Source organism: Chryseobacterium candidae, from assembly GCF_004916905.1.
Classification (GTDB): Bacteria; Bacteroidota; Bacteroidia; order Flavobacteriales; family Weeksellaceae; genus Chryseobacterium; species Chryseobacterium candidae.
This window is the reverse complement of sequence record NZ_SDLV01000026.1, coordinates 15,383-36,871: the sequence shown is the minus strand read 5'-3', so window position 1 is coordinate 36,871 and position 21,489 is coordinate 15,383. Positions and strand designations below refer to the sequence as shown.

The 21,489-nt window shown below is 37.6% G+C and carries 19 protein-coding genes and 1 riboswitch; of the genes, 11 read left to right on the top strand and 8 right to left on the bottom strand.

Going from position 1 to position 21,489, the window contains the following annotated elements; all coding sequences use genetic code 11:
- Positions 1-151: 151 nt before the first annotated feature.
- From EK417_RS13830 to pafA, 3 genes are all read right to left on the bottom strand, one after another.
- Positions 152-1,222: a hypothetical protein gene (locus EK417_RS13830; RefSeq protein ID WP_076596151.1), complete on the bottom strand. Its 1,071-nt coding sequence runs from the start codon at positions 1,220-1,222 to the stop codon at positions 152-154.
- A gap of 16 nt (positions 1,223-1,238) precedes the next feature.
- A complete protein-coding gene (locus EK417_RS13825; protein ID WP_136522488.1) occupies positions 1,239-3,080 on the bottom strand; it encodes a TonB-dependent receptor plug domain-containing protein in 1,842 nt (613 codons plus the stop codon).
- A 33-nt stretch (positions 3,081-3,113) separates the two neighbouring features.
- Positions 3,114-3,290, bottom strand: a riboswitch (cobalamin riboswitch).
- 172 nt (positions 3,291-3,462) lie between these two features.
- Positions 3,463-5,109, bottom strand: a complete 1,647-nt coding sequence (gene pafA / locus EK417_RS13820; RefSeq protein ID WP_136522487.1) for an alkaline phosphatase PafA — start codon at positions 5,107-5,109, stop codon at positions 3,463-3,465.
- 101 nt (positions 5,110-5,210) lie between these two features.
- Between pafA and EK417_RS13815 the strand changes: the two genes are divergently transcribed.
- From EK417_RS13815 to EK417_RS13795, 5 genes are all read left to right on the top strand, one after another.
- Positions 5,211-5,996, top strand: coding sequence for a hypothetical protein (locus EK417_RS13815; RefSeq protein WP_136522486.1), 786 nt, complete (start codon positions 5,211-5,213; stop codon positions 5,994-5,996).
- A 21-nt stretch (positions 5,997-6,017) separates the two neighbouring features.
- Positions 6,018-6,410 carry a VOC family protein gene (locus EK417_RS13810; protein WP_076596155.1) on the top strand — a complete coding sequence of 131 codons (393 nt, stop codon included), beginning with the start codon at positions 6,018-6,020 and terminating at the stop codon, positions 6,408-6,410.
- 17 nt (positions 6,411-6,427) lie between these two features.
- Positions 6,428-6,964, top strand: a complete 537-nt coding sequence (locus EK417_RS13805; RefSeq protein WP_136522485.1) for a GNAT family N-acetyltransferase — start codon at positions 6,428-6,430, stop codon at positions 6,962-6,964.
- Positions 6,965-7,045: 81 nt separating this feature from the next.
- Positions 7,046-7,276: a hypothetical protein gene (locus EK417_RS13800; RefSeq protein ID WP_110366807.1), complete on the top strand. Its 231-nt coding sequence runs from the start codon at positions 7,046-7,048 to the stop codon at positions 7,274-7,276.
- Between the two features lie 112 nt (positions 7,277-7,388).
- A complete protein-coding gene (locus tag EK417_RS13795; protein ID WP_136522484.1) occupies positions 7,389-7,940 on the top strand; it encodes a putative glycolipid-binding domain-containing protein in 552 nt (183 codons plus the stop codon).
- A 103-nt stretch (positions 7,941-8,043) separates the two neighbouring features.
- Here the strand turns inward: EK417_RS13795 and EK417_RS13790 are convergent, their stop codons facing one another.
- The 3 genes from EK417_RS13790 to EK417_RS13780 all read right to left on the bottom strand — a co-directional run bounded on the left by EK417_RS13790 (position 8,044) and on the right by EK417_RS13780 (position 11,860).
- Positions 8,044-8,970: a malate dehydrogenase gene (locus tag EK417_RS13790; protein WP_034699354.1), complete on the bottom strand. Its 927-nt coding sequence runs from the start codon at positions 8,968-8,970 to the stop codon at positions 8,044-8,046.
- 118 nt (positions 8,971-9,088) lie between these two features.
- Positions 9,089-9,640 carry a biliverdin-producing heme oxygenase gene (locus tag EK417_RS13785; RefSeq protein ID WP_076596522.1) on the bottom strand — a complete coding sequence of 184 codons (552 nt, stop codon included), beginning with the start codon at positions 9,638-9,640 and terminating at the stop codon, positions 9,089-9,091.
- Between the two features lie 21 nt (positions 9,641-9,661).
- Entirely contained in the window at positions 9,662-11,860 is a 2,199-nt protein-coding gene (locus EK417_RS13780) for an ATP-binding protein (RefSeq protein WP_136522483.1), read from the bottom strand.
- A gap of 383 nt (positions 11,861-12,243) precedes the next feature.
- Between EK417_RS13780 and EK417_RS13775 the strand changes: the two genes are divergently transcribed.
- From EK417_RS13775 to EK417_RS13750, 6 genes are all read left to right on the top strand, one after another.
- Positions 12,244-13,293 (top strand): linear amide C-N hydrolase, encoded by a 1,050-nt coding sequence (locus EK417_RS13775; RefSeq protein WP_136522482.1) that lies wholly within the window; start codon positions 12,244-12,246, stop codon positions 13,291-13,293.
- A 149-nt stretch (positions 13,294-13,442) separates the two neighbouring features.
- Entirely contained in the window at positions 13,443-14,609 is a 1,167-nt protein-coding gene (locus EK417_RS13770; protein WP_136522481.1) for a porin, read from the top strand.
- Between the two features lie 20 nt (positions 14,610-14,629).
- Entirely contained in the window at positions 14,630-16,060 is a 1,431-nt protein-coding gene (locus EK417_RS13765; RefSeq protein WP_076596526.1) for an anion permease, read from the top strand.
- A 16-nt stretch (positions 16,061-16,076) separates the two neighbouring features.
- A complete protein-coding gene (locus EK417_RS13760) occupies positions 16,077-16,733 on the top strand; it encodes a succinate dehydrogenase cytochrome b subunit (protein ID WP_136522480.1) in 657 nt (218 codons plus the stop codon).
- 11 nt (positions 16,734-16,744) lie between these two features.
- Positions 16,745-18,661: a fumarate reductase/succinate dehydrogenase flavoprotein subunit gene (locus EK417_RS13755; protein ID WP_136522479.1), complete on the top strand. Its 1,917-nt coding sequence runs from the start codon at positions 16,745-16,747 to the stop codon at positions 18,659-18,661.
- A 13-nt stretch (positions 18,662-18,674) separates the two neighbouring features.
- Positions 18,675-19,427, top strand: coding sequence for a succinate dehydrogenase/fumarate reductase iron-sulfur subunit (locus EK417_RS13750; RefSeq protein WP_136522478.1), 753 nt, complete (start codon positions 18,675-18,677; stop codon positions 19,425-19,427).
- A gap of 89 nt (positions 19,428-19,516) precedes the next feature.
- Here EK417_RS13750 and EK417_RS13745 read toward each other — a convergent pair whose 3' ends face one another.
- Both EK417_RS13745 and EK417_RS13740 read right to left on the bottom strand, forming a co-directional pair.
- A complete protein-coding gene (locus EK417_RS13745; RefSeq protein WP_110366816.1) occupies positions 19,517-20,290 on the bottom strand; it encodes a cyclase family protein in 774 nt (257 codons plus the stop codon).
- 108 nt (positions 20,291-20,398) lie between these two features.
- A complete protein-coding gene (locus tag EK417_RS13740; RefSeq protein WP_062674158.1) occupies positions 20,399-21,412 on the bottom strand; it encodes a nucleoid-associated protein in 1,014 nt (337 codons plus the stop codon).
- Positions 21,413-21,489 lie beyond the last annotated feature (77 nt).

Genomic DNA, 21,489 nt, shown 5'->3' with positions numbered 1-21,489 from the left:
ACGAACAAGCCCGGCGGGATGTTCCATCCCGCCGGGCTTGTTCGTATTCAAAATATAAAACAAAGCCGGCCGGTTTCTTCGAAACCGGCCGGAAAAAAACACAAATGATGAAAAAATAAAAAATTATATGATATACGCCGAAGCGTAGTATTTAGTTTTTATAGAATCCATTTGTTCCAATTCCTGCAGTAAAGTTTTTCAGTAAAATACCGTTAGAGGCATTATAAACATTCACTTTACCATCTGTGCTATAATTTGCATCTGCAGCAAAAATTTTACCATCGATTACGTTGAATCCATATACATCCCCTACAGCTGTAGTAATAGGAGTTGTTGGAACTGTTGTAGATCCAACAGCCATTGTATATATCTTATTGGTGTCGGTGATAAAATAGAATCTGTCATTATCAGCTCTAAGCTTCTGAACTTTAGGTATAGCTGTCAAAGTGGTAGTTTCATAAGTACCGTTTGCCGTATTAATCTTATAGATAAATGAATTTGTATTGTCTGAAACCAGTACATAAGCATTTCCTTTATATGAGATAAGGTCTTTAATAATTCCTACGTTTGGAAGATTTACCGTATAACTTACCACATTTGTAGACGGATTCACAACGGTTACAGTATATCCTGTCGGAATTGGATTCCAGCTTGAGTCGTAACCCACACCGTCAGTCTGAACAACGATACTTCCGCTTGCTTCAACTACTTTTTCAGCAGCGTTTGTAAAATCAATACTTTTCACAAAGGAGTTATCCGAAATATTATAAATATTAAGTTTTCTTTTGTGAGTATCAAAATTATTGTTGGTTACATAATATTGGTTTCCTGAAAAAGCAATATATCTTGCGCCATCCAGGTTAGCCGTTACAGTAGTCAGTTTCTTGAATGTATAACGGTCTACAATGTCAATCTTATTAGGAATATTACATACCAGATAAGCAAGGTTTCCATTGAATCCTATTGTCTGAAGGACTTTCCCCAGGTCTTCCTTATTATTACTCATTCCATAGATCTTATTAAATACTGTAGTAAGATCATTGCTTACAAAGGAAACTTCAGAAGTTGTAGTGGTAAAACCACCTTCATTGGAGATAAGCACTCCGGAGTCAAATCTAAGCGTTCCATCATCAGTACTTTCATAGCTGCTGTCTGTGCTGCATGAAACATTGAAAAGTAACATAGAAGCGAATGCAAGAGATAAAATTTTTCTAATATTCATATATAATTAATTTATTTTAAAAATTGATATTTAAAGTGAGACTATAATTTCGTTTAGGTAATGGATAAGAAAGCATGGTATAATAGGTTTCATTCAAAATATTATTTATTTTAAAACCTAGGGTATAATTTTTAAAGAAAGTTGTACTGACACCGGCATTCATCACAAAATATGGATCTAAGGCATCACTCTTGGTTTCATTAGAATCTGTATACGTTAATCCATTAAACATCCCTTGTACATACACCTTCACAAAGTCATACTGATAGTCTATGTTTCCAATAAATTTATGAAGAGGCACATACATAAGCTTCTTTTGAATATCAAGATCTGTTGACTTTGTATAAGAATATCCAAGATTAGATTTCAAAATATGTTTTCCAAGTTTTTTCTCAAATTCCAGTTGGGACTCCAGTCCATATGTTTCTACTCTATTGGTATTTGAAGCTCCATAATATCCGGCAGGAGTTCTTAACCATCGGATCATATCCCGGATATTCATGTAATAAGGAGTAACGGAAAGTTTAAAGTCTCCTATTTTAAAGTGGTTTCTTAATTCAAATTGGTAAGAAGTTTCCGGTTTTAAATTCATATTACCTCCCTGAGCCCAATACAAATCATTAAATGATGGTGCTCTGAAGTTTCTTGAAAAATTGAATTCAACATCATACCATTTTACAATATCCCATTTTCCTGAAAAAGAAAGCAGAACAGGAGAGCTGATATCTTCTACAAAATCTTTCTTGATTCCTGCTTCAAAACGCAAATCTTTCGTTGGAAAATAACGCAGTAATCCTGCAATAGATCCTGCACTTCTGTTAATATTTCCAATTCCTGAACTACCTGCTCCATTCCCTTTATTAATTTGAAATTCGCCGATAATATTAACATTCCACTTTGAATTCAGAAAATAATTAAAATCATTTTTCAGAATATAATTCTTCCCTACCCCTCCGCTGGTTTCAGCACCGTTAATATTACCAAAGTACTGAAAATTTTCCTCTGTATAGGCTGTTTTGAATGAGTTACTAAATTTTATGGTACTCCAATCCCAGGAAAGTAAACTTCGGGTATTCTGAGTTTCATATTTTGTTTTGTTTTCCAAATCTCCAAAATGAACAGGATAATGTTGTTGCCCATTAAAAAATTCTGATATCCAGGAAATCTGATGATGCGGAGCAATTTTATAGGCTGTTGCTATATTGATATTCGTATTATAATATTGTCCGTTATCATTACTGTAAGTTTTTCTTTTATCCACCTCAACCTGATAATCATTTTTACTTATTGAGTGATTGCCAGAAACTTTAAAAGTGAACTTATCATTACTGTAAGAACCTTTTACAAAATTATTATAGGTATTAAAAGAAGCGGCTTCTGAAAATAATGAACCATGGAAACCTTTATTAAAATCAAGGGTATTATTCAGGTGAATACTTCCCCCGATAGCACCACTTCCATAGATTACACTTCCACCACCAGCTTTTATACCAATCTGATCATAGCCGAACAAAGCAATATTATTGATATCTCCTTGTCCTAAAAAATTAGAATTGATATTAATTCCGTTCCATACAAATGCAGTCTGCTGGGCGGTAGTTCCTCTGAAAGAAGGGGAAGAAACAGCACCACGCCCGTTTTCTTTGATATAAACCTGTGACTGAAATCTCAGGAGTTCTGAAAGGTTACTGGAGTTTTTCCCGGCCTCTTCTGCCGAAATTGTTTTTACGGGATGAAAAAGCTTCACCCTGTTCATCTGGTTGTCGAAGACATAAATAGTGTCAATGGTTTTCTCTTGTCCAAAAAGAAAACAGCCATAAGATGAAAAAAGCAGTACTAAAGATCTTTTTATATCCATTCCTTTTTACTTTTCCTCCGAAAGCAATATGTTTTTATAATTACAACTCTGGCAGGTCTCCTGACTTTCGCATTCTGCACCTTCCCGTTATATACAGTGGTTTTTTGCAGAAACTTTTGTTGCGATTTACAGTTGCGGGGACAGTCCGGGAGTTACACCCGATTCCCTTTTCATTCCAAAATACTGGAAACCAAAATTTTTGCAAAGATAGTTTTTTATGTGTATATGCCAAAAAATAGGGATTAGAAACAGATAGTATCTTTTAAGACCGGGAAATCCTTTCTCAGGAAAACGCCAGATTCAAAATCTGATGGGAAATGAATAATAAAATAGCTGCTTCCAGTTGAAAGCAGCTATATATCATGAAATAACGTTTAATTAATTATTTACCAATAACTTCGGTAATCGGGTTTCCTACATTTCCGCTTGGGAACTGAATTTTCAATAGAGAAGATACTGTTGGAGCAATATCTGTCATATGATATTCCTTATTGCTTTCTCCCTGTTTTACTCCCCATCCCATAAAGATCAACGGAATATGAGAATCGTAAGAATTCCATACGCTGTGTGTAGTTCCTGTTTTAGAATATGGCGGAAGCATAGAGTCATGAGAAATTAACTGGATATCTCCACTTCTCTGTCTGTTGATTCCATTAATAATTCTTTGTTTGATTGGCTCCGGAATGCTTGACTCCTGAACTTTGTCTACAGAAACAGCATATAAAACGGCAGGATCTTTCTCAATTTCTTTTACAGCAAAGTTTCTTACATCATCCAGCTCAAGCTTATTGTCTGCCAATACTTTTCTGTCGAAATAAACCTGGTAGTTATCAATGGCATTAACCAGTTTATCTGCCCCAAATTTCTCTTTCAGTTTCTGGTTCAGATTCTTTTCCGCATCTTCTCCGAAGAAACCTGTCGGGATTTTATGTTCTTTAAGGAATCCCACAGAATGTGCTCCACCATGGTCGGCAGAAAGGAAAACGGTATACTCTCCTTTTCCTACCTTTGAATCAAGATACTTGAAAAATTCAGCTAGATCCTGATCTAATCTGATATAAACATCTTCTACTTCAATAGAATTCGGTCCGAATTTATGGCCTGCATAATCTGTAGATGCCAGGTTGATGGCTAAAAAGTCTGTGATATTATCTCCACCCAGTTTTTCACCTTCTACAGAAGCTTCTGCCAGTTTCAATGTCAATGTATTTCCGAAAGGCGTATAACGGATGTTATCTTTTTTAGTCTGATAGTCTTTTGCTAAATTACTGTAAGGGAAAGTAGGTGTTTTTGCACTTCCCAGCAAACCTTCCCAGGGAGAATTGTCCGGTGCACTTTCTTTATATTCATTGATTGGAAGTAAAGTATTCCAGCCATTGGCTACTAATTTTTCAGGAAGATTCTGAGAATTGAATGATTTTACCCATTGCGGAAGATCATTCATATACCATGTACTGGTAATGAAATTCCCTGTACTGTCATCAAACCAGAAAGCTCCGTTTGGAGTATGTCCTGCTGGAAGAATGGAAGCACGGTCTTTCAAGGAAACCCCCACTACTTTTCCCTGGAAATTTGTTGCCAGTCTCAATTCGTCAGTTACTGTGGTAGACCAAAGATTTTTAGGAGAGTGGCTTCCCGTTTTTATATTGGCAGTTCCTACCGGCTGAACGCTGTCATCTGCAGTACAATAAACTCCTTTACCCGTTCCTTTATCCGTCCAGTCGTTTCCTGCAATCCCGTGAATTGCCGGTACAGATCCCGTATAGATACATGTATGTCCCAAAGCCGTAATGGTAGGAACATAAGGAATATGTACATTATTTAAAGAATATCCTGTATTCAAAAGTCTTTTGAAACCATCATTTCCATATTTACCATAAAAACGGTATAAATAGTCCCAACGCATCTGGTCTACTACCAGACCCACAACTAATTTTGGTCTTTCAAGTTGGGTATTTCTGTTCTTCTGTGCATTGATTGTAACTACGGAGAATAAAGTAGCTGCCGCAATTGAAATGTTCCTAAGCATCCAAGTAAATTTTATTGGTGACAAATTTAAGGGTTTTGAAAGTTTTGGAGTGTGAAATTTTATTTAAATTTGATTATTGTACAATTATCAACCAATCTTTTATGATTTTAGGTGTATACTGGTATTTCAAATTCCCGGATCATTTATATGACTTTCAGTTTTTCAAATTCTATCCGGGACTTGGAGGGCACGCCGATACCCCAGCTGAATTGACCGCCAGAATACAGGTGGAAAATACAGATGATTTTGTCCATCAGCTGGAATCGCTAAAATCAGGTTTCAAAAGAACATATTTACACCTGAATATCGATGAAAATCAAATCGTCATCAATATCGGTGACTATATGCTTTTTGATTTCCACTTTCAGTTTGCATTAGAAATAGAAAACCTATTAATCCGGGAAAATGTTTTATCCGTGGGTTTCAGCATTCCTTTTACCATTCAGTCCACCAAAAGTTTTGCTCCGGAAAGGGAAGAATTCAAAAATATAGAACACCGTTTCATTCAGATGGTGGGTTCTGACTTCAAAAAAAGTAATGCAGAAAATTATGCTGCCAGAATTGATTGCAATCTTCCTTTACCATACAAACAGAGGCTTATTGATGACTTAGTATCGATATGTAGAGAGGAAAACATCCATGTATTTTACTATAATGATTTCGATTGTAAAGATCATTGTAACCTGATGCTCTTTTTCACCAATGGCCGACAGAGAAAAGATTCTTTTCAGAAGGTTGACATCAATTCATTTGGGAGTAAAGTAAGACAACTTACCCAGAAATACCCTCTTCATTTCGGTCATTTCGGAAGCTTTAAAGAGTATCCTTTACTCGGGCCTCATATAGAACTGATGGTAGACGAAGAATATATTATAAATAAGAAGTAAAAACCATTTAAATTCAATCATATGATCAAATTTAAGTATGTCATTCTCTATGTAGAAGATGTAGAACAGTCTATGAATTTTTATAAAAACACCTTTGGCTCTGAAATAAAATTCATTACGCCCGAAAAAGATTATGGTGAACTGCTGACCGGAGAAACTAGTCTGTCATTCGCCTCTGTGAGCCTGGCTAATTCCAATATTAAAAAAGGATTCAAAACAGCAAAAACTGAAGACAAACCGTTCGGAATGGAACTGGGGTTTACAACGGATGATATAGAGGCTTTGGTAGAAAAAGCAATAAAAAACGGAGCCGTCCTTTATGAAGATATCGCCATAAAACCATGGGGACAAAAAACAGCTTATATCAAAGATCCCAACAACTACCTTGTAGAAATCTGTACTGAAATGCAATAAGCGTAAAACGAACTGATTTGGAAATAAGAAGATTACAAAAACTCACCTTTGATCCCACCTTAAATTGGGGACATAATGGTTATACAACGAATATAAGATATGTGGTATCCTCCATAGAGGTTGGAGGTTCTTTTGAGTTTATTCTGAAAGAAAAAGCTTTACCATACAACAAAATCTGGGAAACAACTTCCGAAGATCTTGAAGAATTGAATACCATCATTGAACAGGGAAATTCCTTCGGAGCCTATGTGGATGGAGAAATTGCAGGCTGGATCATCTGCGAACAAAGAATATGGAACAGCAGTTTTTATATTGAAAATATCCTGATCAACGAAAAATACAGAAGACAGGGAATCGGGATCATGCTGATTAAAAGTGCCATTAAAGAAGCCAGGAAATTAAACAGCAGAGTGATTGAGCTGGAAACCCAGAATACGAACTATCCTGCAATACAGTTTTACAGAAGAATGGGATTCAATATTACAGGACTGAATACAAGATTATATGAAAATGCAGAGGAAATTGCGCTTTTTATGACCTTGGATATAGAATAATTTTTCTAAATGCATTAAAACACTTGTTAGTGTGTTGAAAATTTTATACATTAGTAATCAACAAATTAAAAAATAATTACTATGAAAAACCTGAAAAAGCTCAAGAGAAATCAGCTGGTTCTGATCAGTGGTGGCGACACTCCTTATGCATTGTGTGACATGGATGGTAATTGTCCGCATACTACAGGCTCTTATTATTGTAGTGGCGGTACCTGTTACAGAGTGTCCGGCGGCGGTGGCAACCCCGGATGCAATGAACCTATGCGTCTTTGCCAGGAATGGGAAACAGGATGCGGATGCGTTTATATGTAAAAAATATTTGTTAGATAAAATTTTGTTGAGGGCGGTTTTTACCGCTCTTTTTTGCAACCAGCCATAGCATTCATTAACTTGCATTTCTTAATAATACATCAAAGAATATAATATGAAAACATTGATCTGGAAAGGAATTTATTATCAGTCCCTTGAATATTTTAATTTATTTTCCAATGATAAAAACTATACGGTAGAATCAAAAATCATCGGTTGTCATGAAAATAACATCTATGCTTTAGACTATAGGATTCTCATAGATAAAGACTGGATTATTCAGGATTTTTTGATCGAATCTGAAATTAATAAGGTTAAAAGAATTTTTTCGGGAAAAAGAAACCAGAACCAATGGGAAATCAATGGGGTTATACATTCTGAATATAATAATTTCAAGTTCATAGACATTTCTCTCACTCCTTTCACCAATACCCTGCCGATCAATAATTTAAAACTTTCAGAGAGCAGTTCTCAAAAGATTGATGTCATGTATATTGATGTGCTACAACATCATATCAGATCCGTCCAGCAACAATATACCCGGACAGCTGTTAATAAATACCTGTATGAAAATATCGAAACCGATTTTAAAGCTGAAATTTCAATTGATGAAGCGGGATTTGTAACAGCTTATCCTAAGCTGTTTGAAAAGATTACGGAACTTTGAAAAGTTGAAATGAGCCAAACTTATACTCCAAAATAAAGAGACTGTCCAAAAAGTTTGGTCAGCCTCTTTATGTATTTTAATCCTGCTTAAAAGAAGTTAATGATTAGAATTTCAAATCTCCGTTCACCTCTCTTACTGCATTGGCAGCTTCAGCAAATTTCAATTGCTCTTCAGCAGTCAAAGTTACGTTTACAATTGATTCTACTCCGTTTGCTCCGATGATAGCCGGAACACCTAAGCAGATATCGTTTTGTCCGTATTCACCTTCAAGCATTAAAGAACAAGGAATCATTTTCTTCTGGTCACATGCAATAGCCTGAACCATTACAGAAACTGCTGCACCTGGAGCATACCAGGCTGAAGTTCCTAATAATTTAGTAAGCGTAGCTCCTCCTACTTTAGTTTCTTCAATTACATATTTTTGTTGCTCATCACTTAAGAACTCAGTTACAGGAACCCCATTTCTTGTCGCTTTGCTCAATAGTGGAAGCATACCTGTATCACTGTGAGCAGCGATTACCATTCCGTCAACATCAGAAATTGGAGCTTCTAATGCTTCAGCTAATCTGTATTTGAATCTTGCAGAGTCTAAAGCACCACCCATTCCGATGATTTTGTGCTTAGGAAGACCTGAAGTTTTGTGAACAAGGTAAGCCATAGTATCCATTGGGTTAGAAACCACGATGATGATTACTTCCGGAGAATGTTTTACTAAGTTTTCAGTAACTTCTTTCACGATACCAGCATTGATACCGATCAATTCTTCTCTTGTCATCCCAGGTTTTCTAGGAATTCCTGAAGTGATTACTGCTACATGAGAACCTGCAGTTTTGCTGTAATCTCCTGTTGTACCCGTAATTTTTGTATCAAATCCGTTAAGAGATGCTGTCTGCATCAAATCCATTGCTTTCCCTTCAGCAAACCCTTCTTTAATGTCTACTAAAACTACTTCTGAACAGAAGTTCTTCATTGCGATGTATTCTGCACAGCTTGCTCCTACAGCGCCTGCACCTACTACAGTTACTTTCATATTGTTACTTTTTAAAAATTATTTTTTGTTAGTTAAGTTTAAATTTGAAACTCTCCAAATTTAACAATTCCTGAAAAAATGCGCAATTTTTCAGGAATTTAATTAGAACTAAAATAAATTAGTTGACGCTCAGTAAAAACGTATAGAGTTTTTTCGCCCCTGAAAGCACATCATTATAGTTTTCTTCAGCAACTTCCGTATCCAGAATTTCCTTAAAATTTTTCCACATTGGCCCTGTATTCTCCTGATAGCATCCGAAAAAGTTGAAAGTAACCTCATCAAAACCCTCCGTTTTAGAAAGCTGTTTTGCAATTACATTTCCTCCAAGGGTAGATCCTTCAATCACATACATCGCTCCAAGTGCTTCATGCTCGTTATTGAATTCAAGAGGATGAGAAACTTCCTGATTTTCGAGAGAGAGACTTTTCAGGTCTTTTTCAATAAGGGAAAGCTTCTTTCTTTCATCAAGCTGAAGTTTTTCTGCATACTTATCAGAAAGGCTGCCGAATATTTTATCTTCGCTGTGAAGAAGCATCAGGTAATTGGTATGAATGATTTTTTTATAATCTTCTAAAGTGAAGGTTTTGTTGAAAATCTTTTCAGAATTAAAAAGTTTTTCTGCCGCATCGTGATAACCTGCTGTATTCTGTTTAAGATATTCTGATACCATACATAACGTTTTAAAAGTTTCTCAAATATAAGGCTTTTTGAACGTTAAAATAAAGGAAGTGCCTTCACTGTTGCTTTCAAAATCTACATTTCCTCCCAATCTTCTCATGATGCGGTGTACAATAGACAATCCTACTCCGTTTCCTTTGAATTTCTTGGCATTATCCATCCTGTTAAAGATTTTGAACATCTTATGTTTTTCCTCCGCAGGAATACCAATACCGTTGTCTGAGATCCTGTAAATAATGGTCTGCCCATCCTCAGCTCCTTCAATTTCCACTTTTGGAAGATCTTTATGGGAAGAATATTTCACAGCATTGTTGATGATATTCAAAAATACCTGATGAAGCATGGTTTTATCAGCCAATACATCAGGGCATTCTTTAATGATAATTTCACTGTTGGGACTGCCATAGGTTATCTTTGCATTTTCGGAAATTTTCTCAATCGTATGGACTGTTTTCAGACTTTCAAGCTGGATTTCACTGTGTTTGGCGCGGCTGAGCTGGAGTACATCATGCATCATTTCTGCCATATTATCGATTTCCTCAATAATTGAATTGATCTTGGTTTTACTTTTTTCAGAATCACCTGCAAGATTTCCCAGAAGCATTTGTGCATTAAGTTTCATTACAGTGAGAGGAGTTCCCAGGTCATGAGAGATTGTATAGGAAAAACTGTCAAGTTCCTCATTCACTTTTTTAAGCTCATCATTAAGTCTTTTAATAGCATTATAATTTTTATGAGAAGTTTCCAAAATCAAATCTCTTACTGCCTTTACTGCATCAACACTTCTGGAATTCCATCTTTTAGAATGGCCTTTAATATTTTCTGTAAAAATACGGAATGAAGTTCTCGGTGATATCATTTGCCTTTCTTCTCCATTCTGAGAAAATACACTTACTTTTTTCTCCGGATTTCCTGCCCAGTTGATATGTTCATCAAACTCTTTTCTGAACCAGATCAGCATTTCATTTTTATCCCTTTCAATAAAATAGATGGCAATTCCTGCTGTATTTTCAGTCAGCTCAAGTTCTTTATCATAATCTTTAAGAAAATTTCTGCTCATATAGATATGATCCTGGGTATTACCAAGAGCCCATTGTGCAATTCTTCCGATACTTCTCAGATCAGGAGTATTGCCGTCTGTTATTATATTTTCATCCGAAACAATGGCAAGCCCGTCTGCTTCAGGTAACTTTCTGATCTCCTTTTTACATTCAATAAGAGAATCAAACAGGTTATGATGTTTTAAAAACTCTGTTTTCAACTGAGATATTTTATCATTCAGCTCCAAACGGTAATTCAGTTCGTTTTTAGATTTAAAAGATGAATAGGCATTAGCAGCAAGCGTAGTAAAAATTCCGGCTTGTACCCTGTCTTCAAGATCTATATGCTTAGGTGCTACATTCTGGCAGGTTACCAATCCCCAAAGATGATCATCAATAATAATGGAAACGCTAAAACTTGAAGCTACGCCGGAATTCTTCAGATACTGCGCATGAACTGGTGACATCCCTCTGGATGCTGAAAAAGTAAGATCAATACTGTCTGGGATTCTGCTTACAACAGGAACATTATCCGCATATACATTGCTGAAAATTCTTTTTCTTTTCTTTAAATAAAGATCACGTGCCTGTTTCGGAATATCAGACTCAGGATAATGCAGCCCAAGGAAACTTTCCATATCCTCATTTTTTCTTTCGGCAATCACTTTACCGGAGCCGTCCATTATAAATTTATAGACCATCATACGATCATAGTTTACCACCTTTGAAAGGGTTTCCAGAAGATGATTCCAGAGTTCCTTTTCATTGTCAATGATGTAAAAGTTATCATACTTATTGGAAATTCGTTTATTGGGATTAATGATCACCTCTTCAAACTCCAGAAAGATATAAAGCTCACTTCTGAAAACAGAAAAATGATACTCTTTATCATTTATAAAAATTTTATCGAAATACGTTTCATTCTTACGTTTGGTAAACTTGTCCAGTGAAGTATAGATTTCTGAATCAATAATGTTTTGAAAACTTTCAGGAAAGTCATTAAGCGTTCTTCCGAACAGTTCTTCTGAACTCCCGATTTTAAATAGATCCGCAATATTCCTGCTAAAAAAAGTAATGATGTGGGATTGTGCATCAATGCCAATTAAATAACCAAAACTCTGTATAGAACCCGGAATATGGATAGGTTCTTCATGGCATTCTATAAAATTCATATATCTTTTCAGTCTGTCTATCAAATATAGTTTTTTTTTGAACACCTTTTTACTTTGTGGTATCTAAAATTAGATACCCTTCCGACAAGCATTTACGGGAAATCCCCCATCAAAAAAACATAAAAACTTATTAAGATATTCTTTATTTCTACCCATTTTTTATGTCATTTCTTTTAAATATACAAAAAAAAATCCAATAATCAAACCTTTTCATCTTTAACCATGATTCATAACATGGATTACATATTATTAACCTTATTAATTGTTTTATTTAGACAATTTTCGCTAAATTTATATCACCAAATAATGAATACAGCAAGAATCCATTGAATTATTCACAATAAATTCAATACAAAAGAAATTTAAATTCAAATAATACTATTATGAAAAAGTTCCCATTAATTTTATTTTCTCTGATCCTCTCTACAGGATTATGGAATCCATCCGAAGCCTGTACAAGAGTCGTTTACAAAGGACCTCAAAACACTGTTATCACAGCCCGTTCTATGGACTGGCGTGATGAGATTCCCGCCAACTTATGGGTGTTACCCAAAGGAATTGACCGCAACGGACAGGTAGGCCCCAAATCTGTAAAATGGACCGCCAAATATGGAAGTCTTATCAGTTCTTCATGGGACATTGCTTCAGCAGACGGGATGAACGAAAAAGGGCTGGTTGCCAACCTGCTTTGGTTAGGAGAATCTCAATACCCAAAGTTCGATGGAAAAGGAAGCAAAAAGGGAGTAGCCATTTCATTATGGGCACAATATTATCTTGATAATTTCGCGACAGTAAAAGAAGCCGTAGAATTTTCACGCAAAGAACCTTTCGTTATTGTGAGTGATTATATTCCGGGAACAGAAAGATTTACAACCGTCCATCTTTCCATTTCTGACGCTTCAGGTGACAATGCTGTATTTGAATATATTGACGGAAAACTGGTTATTCATCATGATCCATCTTATACGGTAATGACCAACTCTCCTGTTTTTGAAGAACAGTTAGCTCTTAATAATTACTGGAAAGGTATTCCGGGAACTGTCATGCTTCCGGGAACCAACCGTGCTGCAGACCGTTTCGTAAGAGCGTCATATTATATCAATGCGATTCCTCAGACTGCAGACACCCGCACAGCAGTAGCCAGTGTTTTCAGTGTAATCAGAAACTGTTCTGTTCCTTACGGGATTACGTCTGCTACAGAACCTAATATTTCCTCTACAAGATGGCGTTCTGTTTCGGATCAGAAAAATCTGGTGTATTATTTTGAAACGGTTTTCACTCCCAACACATTTTGGGTAGATCTTAAAGATTTTGATCTAAGCCCTAAAGGAAAAGTGATGAAGCTGGATCTTAGCAACAACCGCACCTATAACGGAAAATCCAATGCGGAGTTTAAAGAGTCTGCACCGTTTACGTTCCTAGGATTAAAATAGATATTTTACCACAAAAAATGCTCGTGCTTAGCAGATAATATCCTGAGCAATCCACGTTACAATTAAACAATATTCTGAAAATCAAATATTGACGAGGCAAGCAAGCAGTTGTGGCACAATAAAATTCACAATAAAAAAACAAAATAGATATGGCCTTTTTTTCGATTAAAAAGAAAAGCCTGATCCTGTGCATGCTGGCCTGCGGATTATCCGCTTATGCACAAAGTCAGGATTCTCTGAAGACTACACCTCCTCCACAGGAAAAAGATAATGTAAAATATCCGCAGCTGCAGATCAAAGGCCTTTTTCAGGCGCGTTATCTTGTAGGGATGAGTAAAGATGTTGATGTAAACGGGCTTCACCACACTGATGGTTCCGGAACTGATAATAATTTCATGCTCAAGTACATGAGAGTTCAGGTTCGGGCACAGATCAGCAAACGTACAGAAGTTGTTGTTCTGGCCAACCTTGCCGATTTTAAAAATGACCCCAAAAGCAGAGTTCTTGAAAACGCTTATCTGAAGTACACTTTCAATCCTAAATTAGCAATTACCGTAGGACAGTTCAGGCCCTGGTTTGGTATTGAAGAGACTTATCCTATTGATATTATTAAATCTTTAGACTGGTCTAATCAGTATACCGAATTTGGAAAACTGGGATGGACAAGTTTCCAGATCGGAATGTCTGCTACAGGACAGCTTCAACTAGGAGAAATTCCTTTCCAATATGCTGTTTCGGTAGTAAATGGAAATGGAAAAAATCAGGTCAATGATAATGACAACGGAAAGCAGTATTCTACCCGCCTTGTTTTCGGATTATCGAAAAAATACAACTTCAATGTAGGTTTGAATGGCGGTATCGGAGAAGTTTTCAGCAAAAAAGTATATGCCTTGGGTGTAGACCTGAGTTCACTGATCCATTTTGATCCTAAATGGAGTCTTGATATGCAGCTGGAAGCCAAACAGGCAACCAACCACGTTCTGTATAATTCTATTGCACCTGAATTAAGACCTGATAACCCAGACCAATATCTGATCCGTGGCGCTTATTTTCTTCCGAACCTAAGATTTGAAATCAATCACAAAAATCTTAGTGCCTTCGAATTATCCTGCCGCTACGAATATCTTGATACCAATTTCAGAATGGCTTCTAACCCAAGACAAACGATTACCCCAATGTTCGGATTGGAGTTCCTGAAAAATTACGGCGCAAGAATTCAGCTGGGAGTACAGTTTGATCGCTACAAACATCAGGTAGAAAACACATCACAATACAATAACAATCTATTCATTGTCCAGGTACAAAGTAGATTTTAAATGATTAAATAGTTAGTATCATGAAAGAAATTAATATCAAAAACGTAGCGATCACATTTGTTGTTGCGTTAATCATATGGTTCATTCCTGCTCCGGAAGGTGTTGCAGAGAATGCCTGGCATCTGTTTGCCATCTTTGCGGCAACCATTTTAGGAATCATCCTTAAAGCAGCTCCAATGGGAACTATGTGTATGATGGCCATTGGTTTTACAGCCCTCACACAGGTGGTTGCACCGGGAGATGCAGGAAAATCTATTACCAAAGCACTGTCTGGTTTTGGAGATAAAGTAATCTGGCTGATCGGGATCTCATTCTTTATTGCCAGAGGGTTTATCAAAACCGGACTGGGAAACCGCATCGCATTTTTATTCATCAGAGTTTTTGGGAAAAGCTCGTTGGGACTGGCTTACGGATTAGGACTTGCTGATGTTTGCCTGGCACCTGCCATTCCGAGTAACACAGCAAGAGGTGGCGGGATTATTTATCCTATCATGAAATCTATGGCGATAAGCTTTGATTCTGTTCCGGAAAAGCCGGAAACCCATAGAAAATTAGGATCATTCCTGACTTTAAACAGCTATTATATGAACCTCATCGCTTCTTCCATGTTCCTTACCGGGACAGCGAGTAACCCGATGTGTCAGAAGTTTGCAGCTAACCTTGGTATTGATATTACATGGATGTCATGGGCAGCAGCAGGTTTCATTCCCGGTGCGGTAGCTTTCTTTGTAGTTCCTTTGGTATTGTACAAATTGTATCCGCCTGAATTGAAAAAAACAGGAGATGCACCGAAAATGGCGGCTGAGAAATTAAAAGAAATGGGACCTATTTCCAGAAACGAATGGCTGATGCTGCTGGCATTCTTTATCTTATTAGTCCTTTGGATATTTGGTGGAGCACTTTCCATTGATGCTACCACAACAGCGTTCATCGGATTAACCTTATTATTGTTAACCTCAGTATTAACCTGGGAAGATGTAAAAAGTGAAAAAGGAGCATGGGATACTATCGTTTGGTTTGCCGTATTGGTAATGATGGCAAGTTCTTTAAATGAACTGGGTTTCATTGGCTGGTTCAGTAACCTGATCAAAGTACAGATCGGAGGATTGAGCTGGCAGGTAGCCTTTCCGGTTATTATTGCAGTCTATTTTTTCAGTCACTATATTTTTGCAAGTGCTACCGCTCACGTAGCCGCTATGTATGCAGCCTTGCTGGGTGTAGGCGTTTCTTTGGGAATTCCTCCTATGTTATTGGCGATGATGCTTGGTTTCATGGGTTCAATTTACGGGGTATTGACTCATTACGGCCACGGTCCTGCTCCGGTATTCTTCGGAAGCGGATATGTAGATCTGAAGGTCTGGTGGCTCAGAGGTCTTGAAATAGGAATCGTTCTATTGATCATTTATATGGTTGTAGGAGGATTGTGGATGAAAGTCTTAGGATATTATTAATCATTAAATCAAAAATATGTTATCAACACTGTCAAGAAAAATGCTGATGTGCCTTACCGGACTCTTTTTGGGATTCTTCCTGTTGATTCATTTCCTTGGAAATCTTCAGCTTTTCCTTCCGCAAGAGCAGGCGCACCTGCAGTTTAATGCGTATTCGCATTTTTTATCAGGAAATATAGTCATCAAAATAGTTTCTTACGTTTTGTATACCAGTATTATTCTGCATGCTGTAGACGGACTAATTATTACTTTAAAAAATAAAAAATCCGGTGGCGGTTATCAGTCTGACAGACGCGGAAGAGCCAGCAAATGGGCTTCCCGAAATATGGGAATCCTCGGAACATTAATTCTGATTTTCCTGGTGATCCATTTCCAGAACTTCTGGTATATCTACAAATTCGGAAATCCTCCTTTGGATGAGAACGGAAATAAAGATCTCTACATCCTGGTAGTGAATGTCTTTAAAGAATGGTGGTACGTTATCATTTATGTTTTATCAATGATCGCTTTATGCTATCACCTGATTCATGGAATACACAGTGCTGTACGAACTCTGGGATTATATCATCCTAAGTTTGTACAATGGTTCAAAACTATCGGAATTGCTTATTCAATCATTATCTGTGTAGGTTTTGCGTTGATGCCCATCTATGTATACTTTACTTACCAATAAACAGAACGGTCATGATTTTAGATTCAAAAATACCAAAAGGCCCATTGGAACATAAATGGGAAAATTATAAAAAGAAAGCAAGACTCGTTAACCCTGCCAACCGTAAAAAGCTGGATGTTATTGTTGTTGGAACAGGACTGGCGGGAAGCTCAATTGCAGCTTCTCTGGGAGAAATGGGCTATAATGTGAAATCATTCTGTTTTCAGGACAGCCCGAGAAGAGCGCACTCCGTGGCAGCACAGGGAGGTGTAAATGCTGCCAAAAACTATAAAAACGATGGCGACAGTGTGTACAGAATGTTTGTAGACACTTTAAAAGGAGGAGACTTCAGAGCCCGTGAAGCCAATGTATACAGAATGGCAGAATGTTCTTTGAACCTCATCGACCAGGCTGTTGCACAAGGTGTACCTTTCGGCCGGGAATATGGCGGATATCTGAACAACCGTTCCTTCGGAGGAGTTCAGGTAAGCCGTACTTTTTATGCGAGAGGACAAACGGGACAACAGCTTCTTCTGGGTGCTTATCAGGCTTTAATGAGACAGGTTGGAAAAGGTTCTGTACAATTGTTTTCAAGACATGAAATGCTGGATCTGGTCACTGTTGACGGTAAAGCCAGAGGAATTATCGTAAGGAATTTAGACACAGGAGATATTGAAAGACATGCAGCACATGCTGTCATATTGGCAACTGGTGGCTACGGAAAAATCTACTACCTGTCTACCCTTGCCATGGGATGTAACGGCTCTGCCATATGGAGAGCCCATAAAAAAGGAGCTTTAATGGCTTCTCCAAGCTGGATTCAGGTGCACCCTACTTCCCTTCCTCAATCCGGAGATTATCAGTCTAAACTCACCTTAATGTCTGAATCATTACGTAATGACGGCCGAATCTGGGTTCCGTTAAAAGAAGGAGAAAACAGACCTCCCAATGATATTCCTGAAAATGAAAGGGATTATTATCTTGAAAGAAGATATCCGGCTTTCGGAAATCTTGCTCCAAGGGATATCTCGTCCCGTGCAGCCAAGGAAAGAATCGATGCCGGCTTCGGTATCGGACCTTTGAAAAATGCAGTATACCTTGATTTTTCAAAAGCAATTCAGGAACAGGGAAAAGATAAGATCAAGGAAAAATATGGAAACTTATTCGATATGTATCTTAAAATAACAGGATATGATGCGTATAAAGAACCCATGATGATCTCCCCTTCTGCCCACTTCTCCATGGGCGGACTTTGGGTAGATTATGAACTGATGACTACCGTACCGGGATTGTTTGCTTTAGGCGAGGCTAATTTTGCCGACCACGGAGCCAACAGACTGGGAGCGAATTCCCTTCTCCAAGCTTCTGTAGACGGATATTTCATTGCTCCTTACACCATTGCCAATTATCTGGCTGATGAAATTCACACCGGGAAAATTTCACCGGATACTCCTGAATTTGAACAGGCTGAAAAAGCAGTTAAAAACCAGATCAATGATTTTATCAATATCAAAGGAACTAAAACTGTTGATTACTTCCACAAAACATTAGGAAAACTCCTGTATGACTATTGCGGACTGGCCAGAAATGAAGAAGGCCTGAAATACGCCATTCAGGAAATCCGAAAACTGAAACAGGAATTCTACAAAGACGTAAGAGTTTCCGGACAGGGAGATCAAATGAATACCGAGCTGGAAAAAGCAGGCCGTGTAGCCGATTATTTCGAAATAGGAGAACTGATGTGCTATGATGCATTAACCCGTAACGAATCCTGTGGTGCTCACTTCAGAGAAGAATTCCAGACTCCGGACGGAGAAGCCATGAGAAATGATGCGGAATATCAATTTATTTCTGCCTGGGCATGGAAAGGTGAACATGGAGAACCTGAACTGATTAAGGAACCTCTGATCTTTGAAGAGATTCAGCCAACGGTAAGAAGTTACAAATAAAAAACAGAAAATTATGGATTTACATCTTAAGATATGGAGACAGAAAGACAAAAAAAGTGAAGGAAAACTGGTAGGTTATGACCTGAAAGGATTGAATTCTCATATGTCTTTCTTAGAAATGCTGGATACCTTAAATGAAAAACTGATCATTGAAGGAGATGAGCCTGTAGAGTTTGACCACGACTGCCGTGAAGGAATCTGCGGACAATGTGGGATGATGATTAACGGTATAGCCCATGGTCCTTTGAAAAATACCACCACCTGCCAGCTTCATTTACGGTCTTTTAAGGATGGGGAAACCATTCTGATAGAGCCTTTCCGTTCTGAAGCTTTTCCGGTGAAAAAAGATTTAAAAGTAGACCGTTCTGCTTTTGACAGAATTATATCTTCAGGAGGTTTTGTATCGGTGAATACAGGTCAGGCATCTGATGCTACTTCCATTCCGGTAACTCACCAGACGGCTGAGGAAGCTTTTGATTCTGCTGCGTGTATCGGGTGTGGAGCATGTGTTGCCACCTGTAAAAACGGAAGTGCTGCTTTATTTACCTCTGCAAAGATCACCCATATGGCACTCCTTCCCCAAGGAAAAGAAGAACGAAGCAAGAGAGTGCTGGATATGGTTGCCCAAATGGATACGGAATTATTCGGGCACTGTTCCAATACGGAAGCCTGCGAAGTGGAATGTCCACAAGGAATTTCTGTACTGAATATTGCCAGAATGAATTTTGAGTATAACAGAGCCTTATTTTTAAGGAAGAAAAATTAAGCTGGAAACACAATAGTAACAGACAAAAAGGCGGATTTGATTAATTTCAAATCCGCCTTTTTTATTTTTTAGAGGTGAAAAAATTCTTTCTATGCATCCATCATCGCGACTACTCTCGCCGGAGCAGCAGAACCACCAACAATCTTCAATGGAAAAACACAGATTTTAAATCCGGATGGAGGTAATGCACTTAGGTTCGTAAGCTGTTCGATGTGTAAATATTCTTTTTCAATGCCTACACGATGGCCTTCCCAGAAGAATTCCGGATCATTAAGTTCTTTAGCTTTCTGAGCCATATATTTTAGAGGAAGATCCCAGCCCCACTGGTCAATTCCCATTACTTTTACGCCCTGATCAATCAGCCATTCTGTAGCTTCTTTGCTCATTCCTGTTCCTTTTTCTACAAAATCAGGAGTGCCCATCATTTTATCACGATCAGTTCTGATCAGTACGATATTTCCTTCCTGTATGATGATTCCATTTTTGTCGAGATCTTTTTTCAGATCATCTACGGTGATGGCTACAAAATCTTCTTTATGTGTACAGTCGATCACAATTCCGTCTCCATAGCACCACTCCAGCGGAATCTGGTCTATCGTTTTAGCAGGCTTTCCTTCCACTACAGGGCCATAATGCCAGGGAGCATCAATATGTGTTGTAGCATGAAGTCCCATATTTTTGATGGTGTCATCTGCCCAGCCTGTCCAGTTTTTAGGAAAAAGCCTTGACGGAAGCCTCAACGCCAGACGAATGAGCCAATGTGATTTCCGGTGTGCTTTGTGTTTGATCTTCACCCGCATGAACCATGGGTCTCCAGCATTGTACTGAATAGGTTTCGTTAAATCGACAATTTTTGTTTTCATATGACATAGACTAACATATGTTATGCTTCCATGAAATGATCATAACTTTATTCCTGGTTACAACATAGTAATAAAGTTATGATATTATTATGGAACGTAAATTTCTTTTTATACCTCTTTTTCGAAATAAAGTCTGTAATATTTTCCTTTGTCATCTTCACCCATTTCGATTTTTTGTCTGTCTCCGTGGATGTAGATGTGAAAGTTTTTATCTAGTTTAATGATACTTTTAAAGTGTCTCTGCGTCTTTTTTACCGCTGCTTCGCTAATCGGGAATTCCTCCGCTATATTCACCTGCATATCCTGCTCATAGTCTGTTTTAAAGTTCACGAAACTTTCAATCACATGCTCATCTCCCAATACCTCATTGGCAAATTCATCCAGCTTAAACTCTTCTTTTTCCTTGAAAAAATTGATAGACTTATTCAGGAAATCTGCCTGATCTGCTTTGGAAACTTCAAATTCCTGGGGAAGCTGTTTTGTGATATAATCTTTATACACCATCAGAGCTTCCTGCGTGTGGAAATATTCATCATCACGCTGCTTTACTTTCAGGAAATCTTCGAACCAGTAATACATATCTCCGTTTTTGTTGTTGTCTACTACGGAAAGTACATATCCTGTTTCTTTATTGTTGTTGTAGATCAAAGCCGCTTTATCAATTTTAGATAACCCGATTCCCTGGTCTTTTTCAATATCAAATGTTTCTTCTGCAGGATTTATTTTCAGGAAAGATTCTCTCTTCTCTGTTTTAAAGATCCCGATTTTATCAACCCTGTCAGGACGGTCACTTTCATCTTCAAAAAGAACAATAAAAAGTTCTCCACTCTGAACTCTTGGATTTTCTGCCGCTTCAAAAAGGTGTTTGGCAATATTCTCAGATTCCCAGATAAACTTGGATTTATCATCAAAAATCTCAGATACCGCGCTGTAAACCGGATTATTCACCAGATAAGTATCACTGTAAAAATGAAAAGTTTCTTCCGATTTAAAAGAACCTAAAAAGTAGTCTTCAAGCATTTCTGCCATTCCTTCTTCCAGCTTCAATTCCTCCTGGGAAAGTGTCAGCGAATCTCCGTTGATCTTATTTCCGACTCTGTGTACTATTATTTTTGAAAACATTTTTCTGAATATTTGGACTGCAAAGATATTCATTCTTATCCTTACTGCGAAAACTAAAAAATGTCATTTTGTACTGC